At 53.7% G+C, this 16,348-nt stretch carries 13 protein-coding genes and 1 tRNA gene; 3 read left to right on the forward strand and 11 right to left on the reverse strand.

The annotated features are described in order from the left end of the window. Positions 1-71 precede the first annotated feature (71 nt). The gene (locus tag L0666_RS17360) at positions 72-875 is read left to right on the forward strand and encodes an FAD-binding domain-containing protein (protein ID WP_235261401.1); all 804 of its coding nucleotides are present in this window, start codon (positions 72-74) and stop codon (positions 873-875) included. Positions 876-1,168: 293 nt separating this feature from the next. Here L0666_RS17360 and L0666_RS08390 read toward each other — a convergent pair whose 3' ends face one another. Both L0666_RS08390 and L0666_RS08395 read right to left on the reverse strand, forming a co-directional pair. After that, a complete protein-coding gene (locus tag L0666_RS08390) occupies positions 1,169-2,059 on the reverse strand; it encodes a hypothetical protein (protein ID WP_235260299.1) in 891 nt (296 codons plus the stop codon). Positions 2,060-2,484: 425 nt separating this feature from the next. Next, entirely contained in the window at positions 2,485-2,799 is a 315-nt protein-coding gene (locus L0666_RS08395; protein WP_235260301.1) for a DUF1272 domain-containing protein, read from the reverse strand. A 62-nt stretch (positions 2,800-2,861) separates the two neighbouring features. Between L0666_RS08395 and L0666_RS08400 the strand changes: the two genes are divergently transcribed. Further along, positions 2,862-3,863 (forward strand): GlxA family transcriptional regulator, encoded by a 1,002-nt coding sequence (locus tag L0666_RS08400; protein ID WP_235260304.1) that lies wholly within the window; start codon positions 2,862-2,864, stop codon positions 3,861-3,863. 392 nt (positions 3,864-4,255) lie between these two features. Beyond that, positions 4,256-5,440: a cytochrome b/b6 domain-containing protein gene (locus L0666_RS08405; protein WP_235260308.1), complete on the forward strand. Its 1,185-nt coding sequence runs from the start codon at positions 4,256-4,258 to the stop codon at positions 5,438-5,440. Between the two features lie 74 nt (positions 5,441-5,514). Here L0666_RS08405 and L0666_RS08410 read toward each other — a convergent pair whose 3' ends face one another. The 9 genes from L0666_RS08410 to L0666_RS08450 form a co-directional block, all read right to left on the reverse strand. Then, on the reverse strand, positions 5,515-6,093 hold the full coding sequence (locus tag L0666_RS08410) for a YceI family protein (protein ID WP_235260316.1): 579 nt from the start codon (positions 6,091-6,093) through the stop codon (positions 5,515-5,517). A gap of 414 nt (positions 6,094-6,507) precedes the next feature. Then, a complete protein-coding gene (locus L0666_RS08415; RefSeq protein ID WP_235260321.1) occupies positions 6,508-7,728 on the reverse strand; it encodes an AAA family ATPase in 1,221 nt (406 codons plus the stop codon). Positions 7,729-7,942: 214 nt separating this feature from the next. Further along, positions 7,943-9,133, reverse strand: a complete 1,191-nt coding sequence (locus L0666_RS08420; RefSeq protein ID WP_235260324.1) for a plasmid recombination protein — start codon at positions 9,131-9,133, stop codon at positions 7,943-7,945. Between the two features lie 393 nt (positions 9,134-9,526). Further along, positions 9,527-11,368, reverse strand: coding sequence for a tyrosine-type recombinase/integrase (locus L0666_RS08425; RefSeq protein ID WP_235260326.1), 1,842 nt, complete (start codon positions 11,366-11,368; stop codon positions 9,527-9,529). Positions 11,369-11,518: 150 nt separating this feature from the next. After that, a tRNA-Gln gene (locus L0666_RS08430) sits at positions 11,519-11,593 on the reverse strand. 62 nt (positions 11,594-11,655) lie between these two features. Continuing rightward, positions 11,656-12,966, reverse strand: a complete 1,311-nt coding sequence (locus L0666_RS08435; protein WP_235260331.1) for a mechanosensitive ion channel family protein — start codon at positions 12,964-12,966, stop codon at positions 11,656-11,658. Between the two features lie 75 nt (positions 12,967-13,041). Next, a complete protein-coding gene (gene kdsA / locus L0666_RS08440; protein ID WP_235260332.1) occupies positions 13,042-13,875 on the reverse strand; it encodes a 3-deoxy-8-phosphooctulonate synthase in 834 nt (277 codons plus the stop codon). Next, positions 13,875-15,557 carry a KpsE/RkpR family capsule polysaccharide export protein gene (locus tag L0666_RS08445; RefSeq protein WP_235260333.1) on the reverse strand — a complete coding sequence of 561 codons (1,683 nt, stop codon included), beginning with the start codon at positions 15,555-15,557 and terminating at the stop codon, positions 13,875-13,877. The genes kdsA and L0666_RS08445 overlap by 1 nt, the downstream gene beginning before the upstream one ends. Beyond that, entirely contained in the window at positions 15,499-16,194 is a 696-nt protein-coding gene (locus tag L0666_RS08450; protein WP_235260336.1) for an ABC transporter ATP-binding protein, read from the reverse strand. Before L0666_RS08450 ends, L0666_RS08445 begins: the two co-directional genes overlap by 59 nt. Between the last annotated feature and the right edge of the window lie 154 nt (positions 16,195-16,348).

Genomic DNA, 16,348 nt, shown 5'->3' on the forward strand with positions numbered 1-16,348 from the left:
ACGCGTCTGAAACCCACTGTTCGCGGCTCTCCACCCATCTCGCTTGGGGAACCCTGTCAGTACGCGAAGTCGTGCAGTCGCTCGCCAAGCGCCGCGCGCAGTTATCGCCGTTAGAAAAGAAGGCCTTTGGCCGAAATTTAAGCGCTTTTGGCTCGCGACTGGCGTGGCGATGTCATTTTGTTCAAAAGATCGAAGACCAGCCATCGATTGAAACGAAATGTATGCACCCGGCCTTCGAAGGTCTGCGCGAAAACGAACACAATGACGCGCATTTTCAGGCCTGGGCGTCCGGTCAAACCGGATACCCCTTTATCGATGCCTGTATGCGCAACCTTGCGTCAGAAGGTTGGATCACCTTCCGGATGCGCGCGATGTTGGTGAGCTTCGCAAGCTATCAACTCTGGCTCGATTGGCGCACCACAGGGCATCATTTAGCGCAGCTATTTACGGATTATGAGCCCGGTATTCACTACAGCCAGCTTCAGATGCAATCTGGCGTGACCGGCATAAACGCAATGCGAGTCTACAACCCTGTTAAACAGTCAAAAGAGCATGACCCAACAGGCGCATTCATCCGAAAATGGGTTCCAGAACTCAGAGGCGTGCCAAACGATTTCATTCACACGCCATGGACTTGGGAGCGTACCTTGATTGATGATGTAGAGTTTAAATTAGGTCGCGAATATCCAGAACGCATTATTGACCATGAAGTTGCTGCGCGAGCTGCCAAAAAACGAATTTCTGACGTGCGCAATGGAAACAATTTCCGAGCATCGGCCAACGCAGTTTACCAAAAACTAGGAAGCCGCAAACGGTCTCTTACGCATGTGAGGCGCAAGAAAAAACAAGATAAGAGGCAGTTACCACTGATTTAAGTAGTAACCATCGAAGGGTTCAGGCTGGTTTAACTGATTCATAACAAATGCTTAATTTCTGCTCGAAGCAACTATAGCGGATCACGGCCCAAAGCCGACCTCCACGACTGTGCTGGACGTTGCAGTGCAGCTTCCTGAAAGCGGACGTTGATCTTTTGCGCAGCATTTTGATTGATCGGACGGCCAGATTGCGCGGACAAAGTGAGCTTTCGCTGCGGCTGCGCCAATGGCTGCTTTGAAGTGTACCGCGTCGGTTAAACTTGGCCAACACGCTGCGAACGCGTTCAGGTTGTCTATGTGTTTTCGGAGGCGGAGCATGGTGCAGATGCCACTTTGTTTCCTGTCGTTGGATCAACCAGCCAAGCCGTGTCTTCAACCCTACAACAAAGCCACTCGCGCTTAGTGGAGCGTAGCAAGTGGACCTCGCTGAAATCTTCAAAGGCAAGGATATTGTCATACTTGTGAGCGTCGTCGCGAAAAAGCACACTTCCGTCATGGCGCGTGATTTTCAGACTATGATCATGAAAATAGCGTTCTCCAACACTGACAAGAAGTTCATGAAACGGAAGAATAGTCCGCCAAATCGTCTTTTGCTGTTGCCGCCTTTCATAGTCGGGCAGCATCTCCACAATGTTTCGCTCTGCAGCGCGACGACTTTCAGGATCGGGGTACTTCCGAAATACGCCTGAGCTTTCCGCGAGCTCGGCCCCGACACGCGCGGCTTGCAACCACATCTCATCATTGAACTTGGCGCTATCGAAGCCATTTACGACCACCTCGTTGATCGCATCACTTTTCGCGCTTGTCAGCCCACCTGTATGGGTGAGGAAGGCCAATACCTCTTCATGGGAAAAGCGAGAGAGTTTACCCACGAAAGCTTTGAGCTCAGCTGCAAGTTCATGTTGTCCGCATCTCTCTAGGAAACGGCCAATCTTTGGAAATACACTAGGATCATCAACGTCCCATGGGCTCCAACCAAACAGGCCTGTGTCGTGATCGTTGCATCCCAATCTGAAGGCCGCGGCCTCGATCAAGATGTCGGGGAGCTCTTCTTTGCGCACATAGAGCTGTCGGAAGTCCTGCACTCTACCCAGATACAGGTCGTAGTGTTCGAGTAATTCATATGCGCTCATTTCCGCGACTTGGGGGGATGACCACGAGACGGGAATGCTTTCGATTTTCAATGCTTAGTTCCATGCTGAATAGTTGCTTTCAATCAGCATATCAGTTCGAAACGGCGTGGAAAGAGTGCCTTATCATAGTGGGTCACGTGTGGAGCTGACGGAAATTCTTGGAAGCAAAGTTGTCGTTTACACATGATGCAGCATCCGACTGCTTTGGGCTCGAAGCAGCCGTTCTCCGCTTCGCAGCATCACGGAATATCTACCTAGATCGCGTCACCGCTCACGGCCCAAACTGGCCGTTGGTCACAACATCTGAATGCTGCGGTCGCAGCCCGCATTGCGGACGTTCGCGCAGCGTGCAGCATTTGGTGCGAGCTAGATGACCGGACTGCGGGACTTTGCTGCCGTTCCAGTTTGGTCATACAAAGTCCGCTTCACGCGATCCATGACCACTGCCCCATTGCCTTTTCGGAGCATTGGATCCTCTAGCGTTCTTCCGGCGGAATGTCTTTCAGGTGCATGACGACAGCTTCTATTTGTTCACTACTCCACGCGGAATGATACCGTTGAGTGCCCGCGGGGCGGTTCGACAATCCAAGGTTGGTTTGTCCTCCCTCAGCTCGAACAGGGCGAATGGGGCGCTGAACGAACCCGCCCCCGCATGTGGGGCACACATTTTGAAGAATGTCCTTAACACAATCCGCGCAGTAGGTGCATTCATAGCTGCAAATCATCGCGTCGGATGAGTTCGGTGGTAGGTCACCGTCACACAACTCACAGTTCGGTCTAAGTTCCAGCATTTGATATCTCCTTTTCGTTTTTCCCTTGATAGCCCAAAGGACTGTTTGGCATAAATGACAATATGCCCACTTATTCCGCCACAACTTTACAAACACCCCTGACGGTCGCATTGCTCCTGTTTGAAGGCTCCAAACTGTTGGATTTTGCCGGTCCATTGCAGGTTTTCAGCGATGCCAAGCTAGCAAACGGAGCCAAGGCTTATGACGTGCATCTCTTGTCTGAGGTGGGCGGAAGTTTGCGAACCGACACCATCTGTAATGTTGAGACATCGGCGCTGACTTCGTACCATGATGTTGTATGGGATACCGCAATAGTGTCCGGTGGGAGTAGCGCCTACGTGGCCATGCAATCAAAGCCGCTGCGTGATTTTATCAGCAAGTCCGCCATCACTTGCAGACGGCTTGGATCAATATGCTTGGGTGCCTTCGTATTGGCTGAAAGTGGCCTGCTGTCTGGACGCTTTGCAACAACGCATTGGGAGGGAAGCGCCAAACTCAGCACAGACTACCCTGATGTGAAAGTGCAAGACGATGCTATCTATGTTGAAGACAACGGAATCTGGACATCCGCAGGCGTCACTGCCGGGATCGACATGGCATTAGAAATGGTTCGGCGTGATCTCGGAGGATCCGAGGCCCTGCGCATTGCAAAGTCACTTGTGCTGCCGATGGTTCGAAACGGCGGCCAACGGCAGTTCAGTAGAACCTTGGCGGCTCAGGCAGGTAGCAAAGGGGAACGTTTTGGTGACCTCATCGCTTCAGTCGCCGGAGATTTGCAAGACCGTAATTCCGTCGCTGAAATGGCTGCCAAAGTAGGCATGAGCGAACGCAACTTCGCGCGGAGGTTTACTGAAGAAGTTGGTGTCAGTCCTGCCCAATTTGTTGAGAGACTTCGGGTCGAACACGCAGCAAATATATTGCATCAGCCTGGCGCGCTCCTCTCGGTCGTGCAGATTGAATCTGGCTTTACCAGTCAAGAGAATATGCGCCGAGCGTTTCAGAGGCAGCTTGGCATATCGCCTTCTTCTTATGCGGCAAAGTTCGCGACGCCCATCGCCGGATAGTGGACGTTCGTGCAATATGCAGCATCCGTAACTTCGGGCTCGTTGCCGACATTAGATCGGTCGCAGCATTCCCGCGTCGTGAGTGTGTCACCACCGACACGAACGGCCCATAACGGACATTCGTTGAAAGAAAGCACGCTGTTGTGCTGCCTCCCAAAAGCGGACATCTATTTTCTTCGTATCATTCTGACGGAGCAGAGGCCGGCTCTGCGGAACGACGCAGCACCTAATCTTAGCGGGACCAACTTACCTCCTTCCCTAATAGTTAAACGCCCTGAATTTGTTGAACTTTCCCATTTCTACGCGTATCCGCACAGCGACTGTTTGCAGACAGGCAGTAGGAAACTGCCTAGAAAAGAATGAAGATCGTCATATAAAATATTGGGACTGCTATGTTTGCAAATACAGCGACACGCTACGGATCGATAGCGCGATTTTTTCATTGGGCGATTGCGCTCCTCGTATTGGTCGATATCGCGCTGGGGGTCTTGGGTAAATTCATACCGAGAACAGGCGATACCGTAGACGTCCTTCAAATCCTATACTCAACGCATAAGACGATCGGCGTTACAGTGCTTTTGCTGGCTGTTCTGCGTGTGGCTTGGGCTTTTTCGCAGCCGCGCCCAACGCCACTTCATCCGACACGGGCTGTCGAAACCTTCGCAGCAGAGACCGCGCATTGGGTGCTTTACGCTTCGATCTTTGTGCTGCCACTGTCGGGGTGGGTGATGCATTCTGCAGAAGTCGGCTTTGCGCCGATTTGGTGGCCATTTGGTCAAAACCTTCCATTTGTGCCGAAGTCAGAAGATCTGGCCCACACGGCCGCAAACGTGCATTGGGCGGCAGGGATCGTGCTAGCCGCGACGGTGGCGGCGCATATCGGCGGTGCGCTCAAACATTCCATGGTGGATCGCGACGCGACTTTGGCGCGGATGTGGCGCGGCACCGATGCGGGAGACCCCAAGTTTGGCGGCGCAGCGCATCGCGCGCCAGCCGGTGTGGCCCTGCTTATCTGGGGGGTGACACTTGGCGGGGCTTTGACGGTTTTTGCCCCGAGTAATCACGACGAAGCAACGCTTCAGACTCCCTCCACCCAGACAGGAGGCTGGGTCGTTCAAGACGGTACGATTTCTATTACTGTCATGCAAATTGGCGCGCCTGTCACAGGAACCTTTGCGAATTGGCAGGCTGAAATCGAATATGACACTGACAGCGGAACAGGCGCGGTTAACGCACTAATTGAAACGGCATCTGTCACGCTTGGATCGGTTACTGACCAAGCCAAAGGACCGGAGTTTTTCGATGTCCAGACGTTCGGTCAGGCGACATTTGCGGGCGATATTACGCAAGTTGACGGTGGCGCTCATACAGTTGTAGGCACGCTCACGCTTGTGGGGCAAACGTTGCCCGTGACGCTTGATTTTGATCTTGTAATTGCGGACGGCGTTGCCGAGATGTCAGGAACAACGACCTTGGATCGGCGCGACTTTGGTATGGGCGCGGCCTATCCCGATGAAACTTCGGTCGGGTTTTCAGTCGAAGTGTTGATTGTTTTGACTGCTGCGCAACCTGACTGAACTTAACAGTTAATCATAATAAAAGGCCGCCCGATGTATCGGCCGGCCTTTCTTTTCAGCGCGGTTGTTCGGGCCTATTCGGCAGGAACCATTGCTTCGATTGAGATGTTGATCGCGATTTCATCGCCGACGAATGGCGCGAACTGCCCCATATCGAAATCGGACCGCAGTAGCGTTGTTGTGGCATCAAAACCAGCCCATGGTAGGGCAGCCATCGGGTGATCGCCTATCTGGTTCAACGTTGCATCAAGCACGACGGATTTCGTGATGCCGTTCATGGTCAAATCACCCGTGATAAGGCCTGTGGTCTCGCCAGTCACTTCGATGGATGTCGATGTGAATGTCACCAGCGGGTTTGCCTCGGACCCAAAGAAGTCCTCGGACATGAAATGCGCTTCGCGTGCGGGCCAACCTGTGATCAAGCTGGATGCCGGGAAGGAGACGGACACGCTGGACGCCGCGGGGTCGTCCGCATTCATTTCAATCGTGCCCTCGAACCCAGAGAACATACCAGTTGTTTTGGAGTAGCCCAAATGATCATAGCTAAAGACGATCTGGCTGTGAGAGGCATCGAGCATATAGGTGACAGGTTCGGCCTGTGCGGCAGTCGCGAGGGCAACACCCAAAGCTGATGTCAAAAGGACGTTTTTCATGTGGATCTCTTTTCTCAAAGGTTGCGGGTTAAAATCTTGTAATTGTATGACAAGCTGAACACTCTTGCGCAATTTGTTCGATTTCCACATTCAGCGTGCGTAGATGCACAGTACTTGGTGTAGTCAATAATTACGCTTGATGAGTAAGCACTGAAACTGCAACCTGCGATGAATGCGTCAAACTAGGCACTCTGTTACATTTCGCATTTCCGCAAGAACCATCGATCCATAATAATCTGAATTTCGGCTTTTGTCGCTGATCCAATTTCAACTCGCATCTGCAGCGAAGGTCCGCTTCCCGCCCATGTCTACTAAGGAATGCAATTAAATAGCGTATTTCTGACCGGACTTAGGCGAACGGGGGTCAGCAGTTGCTCACGAAGATCCATTTTCACTTTCCGCCGTTGTATCAGCTCAATGCAGCACCGGTTCTTGTGTCACTGCGGCAGCTTCATCGATGAGCTGTTGAATGCGACGTAGCGAGGGTGGATTACCTTTTGATGCGGCAGTTACCACACGTGTGATCAGACAGTTTGAAACCTCGTCAAAGACCCGCCCAGCGGAGAGTTTGCGGATCAGGTCAACCAGATCATTCCCTTCTGGATACCCGATTTTGAACACGCGGCAGCGATCAAGCAGTGGCGCTGGAATGCCTAATCGCTCATTTGCCGTCATAATCCAGCTGATCTGGCTCATATTATATGTCCGGCGCGTGAAGGGGCAGCCCCAAGCTGTCGATGATGTCGGTTCGAGCAAGCCCAGCAGTGCGTCGGGCAGCGAAACGCGCGACCCTCCACTGGCGGTCATGGTGCCTGCTTTCTCGATCTCGTCGACAATCATGACAGGGTTGGCGATGCCTGTATTAGCGATCTCCTGTAGTGGAATTCCCGCCTGCGCTTTGCTCCATGTCGCGTCACATCCGGCAACTGTAAAGCTTGCGTTCGAGCTGCCCACATCAACCGTCCTGACTGGCGCGCCGGACAAGGCGGCGAGCTTGCGCGCATAGGTCGACTTCCCGCAACCAGGCGGGCCGATGAGGATCACGGGCGGCAGAGCGAGCCATGTTTGTCCGGTATTGTAGCGCGCGCGCAAAGCTTTGTAGGCCCATGTTGAGACATCAGACATCCATGGCGCAGAGGCATGTAATTCGGCGATCATTTCATCAACGGCGTGCAGCGTTGATGGCCCCACTAAGACCGGATGGGCGGTCGCGAGCTCTTGCACGAGCTTTTGCACCTCGTCCTTCGGCCCAGCATTTTTCAGGGCGCGGTCATGTAGTCCCGCTTTCATTCGGTGGCTCTCTCGCGCCGCTTCATAAACAAAGCTAACTTGCACGGCGTCTCTTACAGCCGCGATAAAGTCCTCGTCCGGATTCTCATGCGTGAAGCCAAGGAGTTCGATCTGGTCATGATCGATCAGACCACGTTGCTCGATGATCTCAGCCACGTTCGCGGTCATGAAGTTGCTGATCTCTTCTTTGACGCGGTGCTCAACTGTCTTTTGGGAAACTGAGTTCTCACGGAGGAATTCGGTCATGCCAACGGCTTCCGCTTTCTGCAGAAAGTCGGCTTTCACGTCTTCAAGGTTGGGGTGTTTGGGAAGAAGTTCGGTGAAGGTCTCAAGGTAAAGTGTCATCAGTCCATGCCTATTGGGGGCCATCATTTATGGCGTCATCGGCACAACAGATCTGGGGATGCTTGATAGGACACACGTTGATCGGCCAGGCCGATCAGCCTGGTTTACAGCTTCGGTGCTGCGATAATCTTTGGTGTGTGTATCAACGTCATTAGCTCTATATCCGCCCTCAGTGGCTTCGTTTCAAGCCCCCTCAGTAGGGCTTGGTCGTTTTCTATCTTAGGCTGGGTTCATCACCTTCGATCTCGCTGACGATGTTCTGCGCGACTTTCTTCGTCTCCGGATCAATATCGGTCCGCGTCAGAAATGCTCGGACTCTGCTGATTTGTTCGTCCAATCGGAAGACCCGTGCAAAGAGGTTGCTTTCAATAAACGCGAGGCGTTTGGCGAGTTTCACGATCTGTGTCCGGAGTTTGGGTGGCGCAGCTTTCATCGGTTTCAGATCCTGCATCGTTATTTGTCCGGTATCGGGATCAAATTTCAGCGTTTCGTTCTCAGCCTCAGTTAAGACAGCTTCGAAGGCACTAATACCAGCTTTATAGGACTCTTTAGCGCGTCGCGCGGCTGCCGTTTGTTCCTGCGCCTGTTTCCGTGCCGCCCTCACTGCTTGTTTCTCAACCTCTAAGGCCAATTGTTCCTGTTCCATGATGGCCGCAAGCTGGGTTTTTCGAAGCTCCAATTGCTCCGTTTCCTTCACCACTGCGGCCTGTTTCTTTTCAAGTCGACGGCTGTAGTTTATTTTCAGTTTGATTTCTTTTTCCGTCAGTTCCGCTTTTTCTTCGACCTTCTTCAGGTGCCGTTCTGTCGTCTCAACCGATGCCTTCCTTTCAATGAGCTCTTGAGACAATGCCTCGATCTCTGCCTCCAGCGTGGCTTTTTCTTTGGGTAAATCCTCATGCAACTGCTTCACTGTCCGGTGAAGCGTGTCCGGGTAATTTGCCCCTGCCTTTAGCCGTTCTTTCTTTTTGTGTCCGCGTTCAATCTCAGGCGCGTAGCGCTGCATCACTTCAGCCGCTAGATCCTGGATCTTGGACAGGTCACTTAGCTTCGTTGCATCGCTGAGGGGGGCGCCGTCGTTGTTGTAAGCCCTCAGCGTGAAGTGGGCGTGCGTTGAGGTTTCATCGAGATGCACGACGAGCGCTTCCAGCGATGTGTTCAAGAGTGCTGCAACCTCATGAGCCAGTTCCGTGAACGCGCGATCTTGGGTTTCGTCCGGCAATTGATTGAACACATCCTGTGCGGCGTGGCCGAACGTAATGATCCCCGCGCTAACGACAGCTGCGTTGGATTTCATCTTACGAGAACGACCCGCTTTCAACCTCAAAGCCTCATTCTCGCGTTGAATGTCCGGTAATGGGCGAAGCTCTATAAGATGCCGGTTCAGATGTGTGCGGTCACCATCCACATAGGCAGGTTGCGCCCCGATCCGAAAATCATGCCGACGCTGGAACTTGGCCTTCGACATCGGCTTAGGCTCAATGCGGACGGAGACCGCATTCGGGTTGGAGTCTTTGGCGTCTGGGCGGGTCTTGGGTTTTGTATTTGTCATGGGACAAGCATCCGCGCCCTTCATGAAAGTTCAAAACCTTTCCTAAATAAATTATGTTTGTCATATACTTAATGGAAGCCGACCTGATCACATAACCTACTCGGCATAACTTCGTTATCCCGATCCGGTGAAGGGACGTTGCCCCTTTCAAATCCCCACCAAAGGGACGCGTTGCTCCCTTTGGAAACCCACAAGACAAGGGCTGCTGCGCCCCTTTGGAAACCCATGCTGCCCCTGAATGGGCGGATTCTACTTCATCGCATTCAACCAAGCGTCGGCTGGTACTTGGTTCACGACAGGCGCCAGCTTTTCGAGGATTTGATCTCGGAAATCGATCATCTTGCGATACCGGCCATCTGTTTCATCTTGGTGTTTATGACCAACCAAATCTTGAACCAGTTCTTTCGGCACATCCGTGTCGTGGCGCAATACCGAGATGAAACGATGCCGGAAGCTGTGGAATGTCCGGCGTTGCGCACGGTCGCCAAGCTGGTTCTCTGTGATCGGCTTCCATTTCCCGTAGAAAACGTCGCCAAAACTGCCATGCTCATTCTGCGGCTTTAGCTCTGGGAAAAGGTCAGTCTCACCAAGCGCTTTCAGGTCAGCAACGTAATCATGAAAACCTAACTCTTCCAAAGCGTCGTGTAATGGCACCAATCGCTCGGATGCTGCATTCTTGAGGCGCCGATTGTGGTTCTTCCGAATGTGGAGGTGCGGGTGTTTATGCGTGAGGTCGATCTCATCCAAAGTAATTCCCATGATCTCCTCGCGTCGCGTCCCTGTAACGCTGGCGACAATCGGAGCCCAAAAGAGACCGTCCTCAATGATCAAAGCCCCCGTTTCATTGCGGCGCGTAGAGCTTCGACAGCCAGTCCAGACAGGATGCTGAGCGATATCCGCCATGTCGTTTTCTGAGAATGCCAGCCGTGCGCTTCGTTCATCGTCGTCACAGGGCTTGCGCAAACACGATAGGTCCAAGACTTCCGCTGGCTTAGTCCCACGCGACTTTGCGAATTTCAGAAAGCCCTGAAGCGCTGTCACGTTCCGGTTGATCGTTGAAGGCGCAAGACCGACTTTATCCGCAGGAAGCTCCTCAGCACGCTCCAGGATCTCTTCCAATGTCCGGGCTTGGTCTTCTGGGCTTTTGCGATAGATCTTGGGCAGTCGCTCCAAAACGCTGACATAGTAAAACAAATCTTCTTGGCGCAGATCAGTTAGCTTTTCGACCTGTGTTGCTTCAACAAACTGAGCCAGGATAGCGCGGTGCTGCGAGACATCTTTAGCAATCTTCTTTTGTTCGGCGGGGTCATCCACGGCGCGGTCTCGGCTGTCGATGTAGTCGGACACGATCGAGGTCAGGACTTCACTGTACCGTTTGTTATCTTTTTCCGGCGGGCGTTCCGGTGCGGCTTGAGGATCGAGCCTTTCCACTTGGGCGATTCCCCAACTTGGGGCTAGGGCGTCCGCTGTCCGGCGGTCAGACCGCTCCAGGGCTTCTGCCTCTGCCAATAAACGTAACGAACCTACTTTGCGCAAAGCGAAGGTGTCGCAATCAGGAAGCCGCAAGGCAGTGGTAGCCATTGTCCGGCTTTCGTCGATGTAGGTTTGAGACGCGATCTCGCTCTTGGTAATCGCGATCTGTGCCCGGACATGGTCTATGTCACAGCTTGAAAACCCGTCCTTTTCTAGCTCAGCGATGTCGTCGGGAAAGAGATCGGCAGCGACTCCTCTGGCGGCCACGAGACGCGCGGCAACAGCGCGACCTCTTTCATCGAGATATCGCTGCCGCCAATCTTCTGGCGATGAGGCATCTGGCTCATAGTAGCGTTCTTCTTCGATTTTCTCGAGCTCACGCACGACCAAATCAGACAAGAAGCGCTGGGCCTCAGCTTGAGTGATCCGCTGGCTCTTCATGCGGCTTATACAGGTCGCGAACCCGGCGTTTACAAGGTTTGCCAGAATCTTGGCTGTGGAAAACTTTGGAGTCCGGAGGCTGATCTGCAGGTAAGACGTCTGAGAAACCCAAGCGGGCAGGCGTCTGCGCCAGACGTAGATCGCACCACGGCGGGTTACATAATTTAGGCCGGTCATTTCAACTTCCCCTCGGATTCGAAGGTGTCGAAATTCTTGTTCGCAAACCGAGCGAGATGCATAGACGAGATGCACCTACGAGATGCAGCTGGGAATCAATCCCCAAAACGCGCATCGCGTCTCAATTAAATCAATGAGTTAGAAGAAAGCTGGCTGGGGTGGTAGGATTCGAACCTACGGTGCACGCTACCAAAAAGCGTTGCCTTACCACTTGGCTACACCCCATCAGCGAGGTGCGTGATACGCAAATCCTGACGAGGGATCAACCCTGAAAAGAGGCTATTTTGTTATTCCTTTGCGGCGTCGTCTCGAAGCAGGTCTTCGCCGTCTCCTATCTCGCGTTCGGCGTCGATCATTCTATCTAACGCGCCTTCGGCATCGGCGGCAACGACAGCAACTTCGGCGCTGTCTTTAGGGGGCTCTGGGACGGTATTGGCTGCTGACGAGGCCGCGGTTCTCTCCATTTGAATTGTGTAGGTTGTGTTTGGCAAAGTGATACCAGCGGCCTCAAATGCTCGTTTTACAAGGCGGAGTGCCTCACCACGGGCGAGCGCAAGTGACGTTTCTGATTGATCGATCCAGCCGACTACAACGATTTCAATGCCTGCGTCGGTGATATCACCAAGCCATGCATTGGCCGCCGGTTCAGCGAGGACAAATGGCAGATCCTGCGTCGTTTCGAGCGCCATTTCACGTGCTGCGCCAAGGTCCGTGGCGCTGTCTACGCCAACCGTAAACATAAACCGGCGTTCCCTGTTTTGGCTAAAATTAATGATACGAGATTTGAACACGGTCGCATTGGGGATTCGGATGTGATTGCCATCAAAACTCAGCAGGATCGTGGCGCGGCTGGTCAGACGGATGACTTTGCCTTGGTCTCCGTTGATTTCGACGACATCGTTCGGGCGGAACGGTTGGCGGATCGACAACATGACGGAGGCGATGAAGTTTTCTACCGTGTCGCGGACCGCAAAACCAATGGCCAAACCGATCAGACCGGCAGCACCGAGGATTGTTGAGAGCAATGCTGTCGCATTCATTATGTCGAGCGCGATTACTATGCCCCCGATGATGAAGGCGATGCGAATTATTGTGCGGAACAGGTCGGCGATAAAGGCGTTCGGCGCCAAGCGATCCCATGGTTGTTTCAAGCGCGCGACGGCCGAGCCTATCCACATGATGAGCAAGAAAACGGCCAAAGCGATCAGGGCCAAGGGTAGCTGAATCATCAGCTGTTCTAAGCGGCCCATGAAGCGCTCGATTGCTGGATCAAGGCGGCGGCGAATGTCGGTCGTTTCAGTCGCTTCGTTCTTTATGGCAACAACGCCTTCTACGCGGGTCACGAGAGCGTCGAGTTCTTGTGCTTCCATGAGGGAATTGGTTGTGCCGCGCAGGGTAACGACGCCGTCAGAAACGGTGACCGTGATGTCCTCGTAATTGCCGAGCTCGCCCAATATTTCACGAATGCGCACTGCAATATCTGCATCAAGTTGGCCGGTTTGATCCGTGGTGATGGTGCCTGTCGGTTCTTCTTGGGCCATGCTGGGCACGGCAGGAAGAAGACATAGCAGTAGAGCGAGGGTACGCAAAAAGGTCATAATAGATCGCCGTTTGAAATGAGTTGGGGCGATCTTATGCAGATTAAATGTGACTGACCAGTGCGGCAGGGGCCGTTAGAGACGGATTGGATCGGCTTTGGCGACAGCATCCAGTGCCATCAGCGTTTTCAGCGTCGCGTCCATGTGAGACAGCACGATCATATTTGGGCCGTCTGATGGGGCGTTGTCTGGGTCTTCATGGGTTTCTAAGAAAACTGCGCCAATACCTTGGGCCACGGCTGCGCGCGCCAAAACGGGAGCGAATTCACGTTGGCCGCCAGATGATCCACCCAGTCCACCGGGTTGGGCAACGGCGTGGGTTGCATCCATGACGACCGGGTATCCTGTTTTCATCATTTCGGGGAGGGACCGCATGTCCGCCACCAGTGCGTTATATCCAAATGACACGCCGCGTTCGGTGAGCATGATACGTTTGTTGCCTGTGCTTTCGACTTTGGCGACAACGTTTGCCATGTCCCATGGGGCCAAGAACTGGCCTTTCTTGATGTTCACAGCAGCGCCGGATTCACCCGCCGCAAGCAGCAGATCCGTTTGACGACATAGGAACGCCGGAATCTGGATCACATCGCAGACTTCAGCCACAGGGGCGCATTGTTCGGGCGTGTGGATGTCGGTCAAGACAGGGCAGCCGAACTCGGCTTTGATTGCGGCGTGGATAGCCAGCCCTTCATCCATGCCAAGCCCGCGCTTACCTGAAAGCGACGTGCGGTTGGCTTTGTCATAGCTGCCCTTGAACACAAACTGTGCACCGTAGGAATCGCAGACGCGGGCCATTTCGGTGGCAATCATGCGGGCATGATCCAATGATTCCAGCTGGCAGGGGCCTGCGATAACCGTCAACGGGCGGTCGTTAGAGGTCGTGACAGACCCGATTTTAACGTCGTGCATTAGGAGCTTACCTGTTCGCGAAGGATGGATGCTGTGAGCGAGATCATCAGGTAGATGCCTGAAAAGATCAGGAAGGCCAACAAAGTGTTCTCGAATGATTTGGGGTAGGTCGCTTCGTCCGGCGCGATTGGCGCCACAGAGATCGACATGTAGCGTACTTGCCGGTTTGCTTCGATGCGCGCGGTATCAAGTGAAGCAAGAGAGGATTGAACTTTTTGCACCGCGATGAGGTAGTTCTCCTCGGCTTGGCGCAGCAGCGCATTGTTGGACACGATCGATCCGCCGTCACCGCTGGACAGTTGACCGCGTAGCAAGTCGATTTGCCCTTCGAGCAAGGTAATCTGTGTTTCCACAGCGTTGACCTGTGCCTCGTTAGGGCGGCGGTTGTTGAGAAGGCTGGCAAGGTTTAGCCGTTCTTGGTCGAGTTCAATTTGTAGGGTCGTGATCCGTTGCTGCAAGGCTGCTGTTGCACCTGTGGCATCGGGCTGCTGAATGCGTTCCTGTACCTCAACAAGTGCAGCAAGCGCTGCTTGGCGATCAATTTCCGCGCGCGCTGCTTCTGCCTGTGCGCCTTCCATTTGGTCGGACCGAACGCGTTGTGTCAGTTGGTCGACCTGTTCTTCGGCGTAGCCGATCAGGGCTTCCGAGAATTCCTGACTTTTGTCAGGGGACGCTGCGATGACTTCCATCTTAAGGATGCCTTCGGTTGGGTCATATCCAACTTGTACATGGTCTTGGAACACCCCGTAGGCGGCTTCACGAGATGCGTCTTCGTCTAACCGCTGGATGGCATCGATGTCAGGATCTGAGAAATGCTCGATGAAGCCATGATCGTCGTCGAGGCGGATAAACGCCTCACGAGAGGTGATGTAGGACTGAACTGTCGTGCTGTCAGTTTGTGTCGCAAGGCCTGTGCCTTGAAATAGCCCGCCCAAGCCCGACGATCCTGAACTTTCGGCTTGCTGGATGACGAATTCGGACTTTGTGCCGTACATCGGCGTCGCCATTACAAAGAAATACCAGCCCGCAGCAATCGTCGGGAGGATCACAAACATCGCGAGCCGGCCCAGTAGGGCGGTAAGGTTGCGGCGACGGCGTTTGGCGATGTCTCGTTGGATGCGGCGGATTTCCCCTGCACGGCGCTCAGCTGGATTGTCACCGGGGCCGACTTGCGTCGACGGCAGGTTCTTTTGGCGTTGGACAGTTTGCGGTAGCTGAACCTTTGCCTGATCCGCAGGAACTTTGGCCGTTGCGGCTTGCATATGCCCCGCCGCGGCTTGGGTTTGCGCGTCATTTGGGGCGACAAGCTCTAGGACATTTGCACGTTGGAACGGATCAATACCTTGTTGGCGCAATTGGCGAACAGCATCAAAGTCCGACGTGACCGCTAGCCCGTTCTTTTGCGCAACACGCCGCGCCATGCGCAACTGGCGCCCGGTAAGACCTTCTTGGCGGATCGCGTCGATGTCGGTCTCTGATGCCACAGATTGCGCAGACTCAACCGTTCCGGAGACTGCGGACGGGTCTGGCATGGCTTGGGCCGCACCTTGAGAATAGGCCTGCCCCTGAGGAGAACTCGGGGCGTCCTGTTGAGGCGCTGGATCAGACGTCGCTGCGGCCGCACTAGCCGTGCTGGAATTGCGTCGTATCCGGAATTTCTGTGCCTTGGGTTTCGTAGTCATAGAGCTGTTTCGCTTCTTCCAAGGTGTCAAACATAACCAACTGACCATCCACAAGAACGGCCGCCGATCGGGCGAATTTTTCAAGCGTTGCCGCTTGGTGAGAGACGATAACGACCGTCGTGGTCGCCAAACGTTCCTTAAGGACTTCCCCTGCTTTGCGGTTGAACTCCGCGTCAGTGGTTTGAGGCATGCCTTCGTCAATCAGGTAGATGTCAAAGTCCAGCGACAGCATCAATGCAAAGGTGAAGCGCGCTTTCATACCTTGCGAGTAGGTGCCGACGGGCATGTCGAAGTATTCTTCGATGCCAGCCATCCAGCGGCAAAACGCTTCGACGTAGTCGGGATCAAGACCGTAAAGGCGGGCAATGTAGCGACTATTTTCACGGGCGCTGTGCCGGTTAACGACACCCCCCATAAAGCCCAGCGGGAATGAGATACGACTTGTGCGAATAATTTCGCCTTCGTCGGGCTTCTCGAGGCCTGCCATCATATTGATGAGGGTCGTCTTACCCGTGCCGTTCGGCGCCAGAATGCCGAGAGAATTGCCAAGTTCCACGCGAAAAGAAGCACGATCAAGGATTACCTTGCGCTGCGTTCCTGTCCAAAAGGACTTGCTGACGTTTACGAACTCTAACATCTCGTGCCTTAGACACCTTTTTTGCTCTGCCTTACGTGACAGATTATCCTGCTATTGTCTCCGATAAGTGAACAATCTGGCTATATTATGTCGGGTGTGGTGTCCCTTTTTCAATGCGTTTCACTGCAAGGTGAAGGAATAGGCGGCGATTTGT

This window comes from Octadecabacter algicola, from assembly GCF_021532625.1.
In the GTDB taxonomy this organism is placed as follows: domain Bacteria; phylum Pseudomonadota; class Alphaproteobacteria; order Rhodobacterales; family Rhodobacteraceae; genus Octadecabacter; species Octadecabacter algicola.

What these genes read in the sequence shown, in the direction of transcription:
- L0666_RS08415 (WP_235260321.1), bottom strand. Translation starts at nt 7,728, where the DNA reads ATGACACTTTACCTTGAGACCTTCACCGAACTTCTTCCCAAACACCCC.
- L0666_RS08400 (WP_235260304.1), top strand. Translation starts at nt 2,862, where the DNA reads ATGCCCACTTATTCCGCCACAACTTTACAAACACCCCTGACGGTCGCA.
- L0666_RS08450 (WP_235260336.1), bottom strand. Translation starts at nt 16,194, where the DNA reads ATGTTAGAGTTCGTAAACGTCAGCAAGTCCTTTTGGACAGGAACGCAG.
- L0666_RS08395 (WP_235260301.1), bottom strand. Translation starts at nt 2,799, where the DNA reads ATGCTGGAACTTAGACCGAACTGTGAGTTGTGTGACGGTGACCTACCA.
- L0666_RS08405 (WP_235260308.1), top strand. Translation starts at nt 4,256, where the DNA reads ATGTTTGCAAATACAGCGACACGCTACGGATCGATAGCGCGATTTTTT.
- L0666_RS08435 (WP_235260331.1), bottom strand. Translation starts at nt 12,966, where the DNA reads ATGACCTTTTTGCGTACCCTCGCTCTACTGCTATGTCTTCTTCCTGCC.
- L0666_RS08445 (WP_235260333.1), bottom strand. Translation starts at nt 15,557, where the DNA reads ATGACTACGAAACCCAAGGCACAGAAATTCCGGATACGACGCAATTCC.
- L0666_RS08425 (WP_235260326.1), bottom strand. Translation starts at nt 11,368, where the DNA reads ATGACCGGCCTAAATTATGTAACCCGCCGTGGTGCGATCTACGTCTGG.
- L0666_RS08410 (WP_235260316.1), bottom strand. Translation starts at nt 6,093, where the DNA reads ATGAAAAACGTCCTTTTGACATCAGCTTTGGGTGTTGCCCTCGCGACT.
- kdsA (WP_235260332.1), bottom strand. Translation starts at nt 13,875, where the DNA reads ATGCACGACGTTAAAATCGGGTCTGTCACGACCTCTAACGACCGCCCG.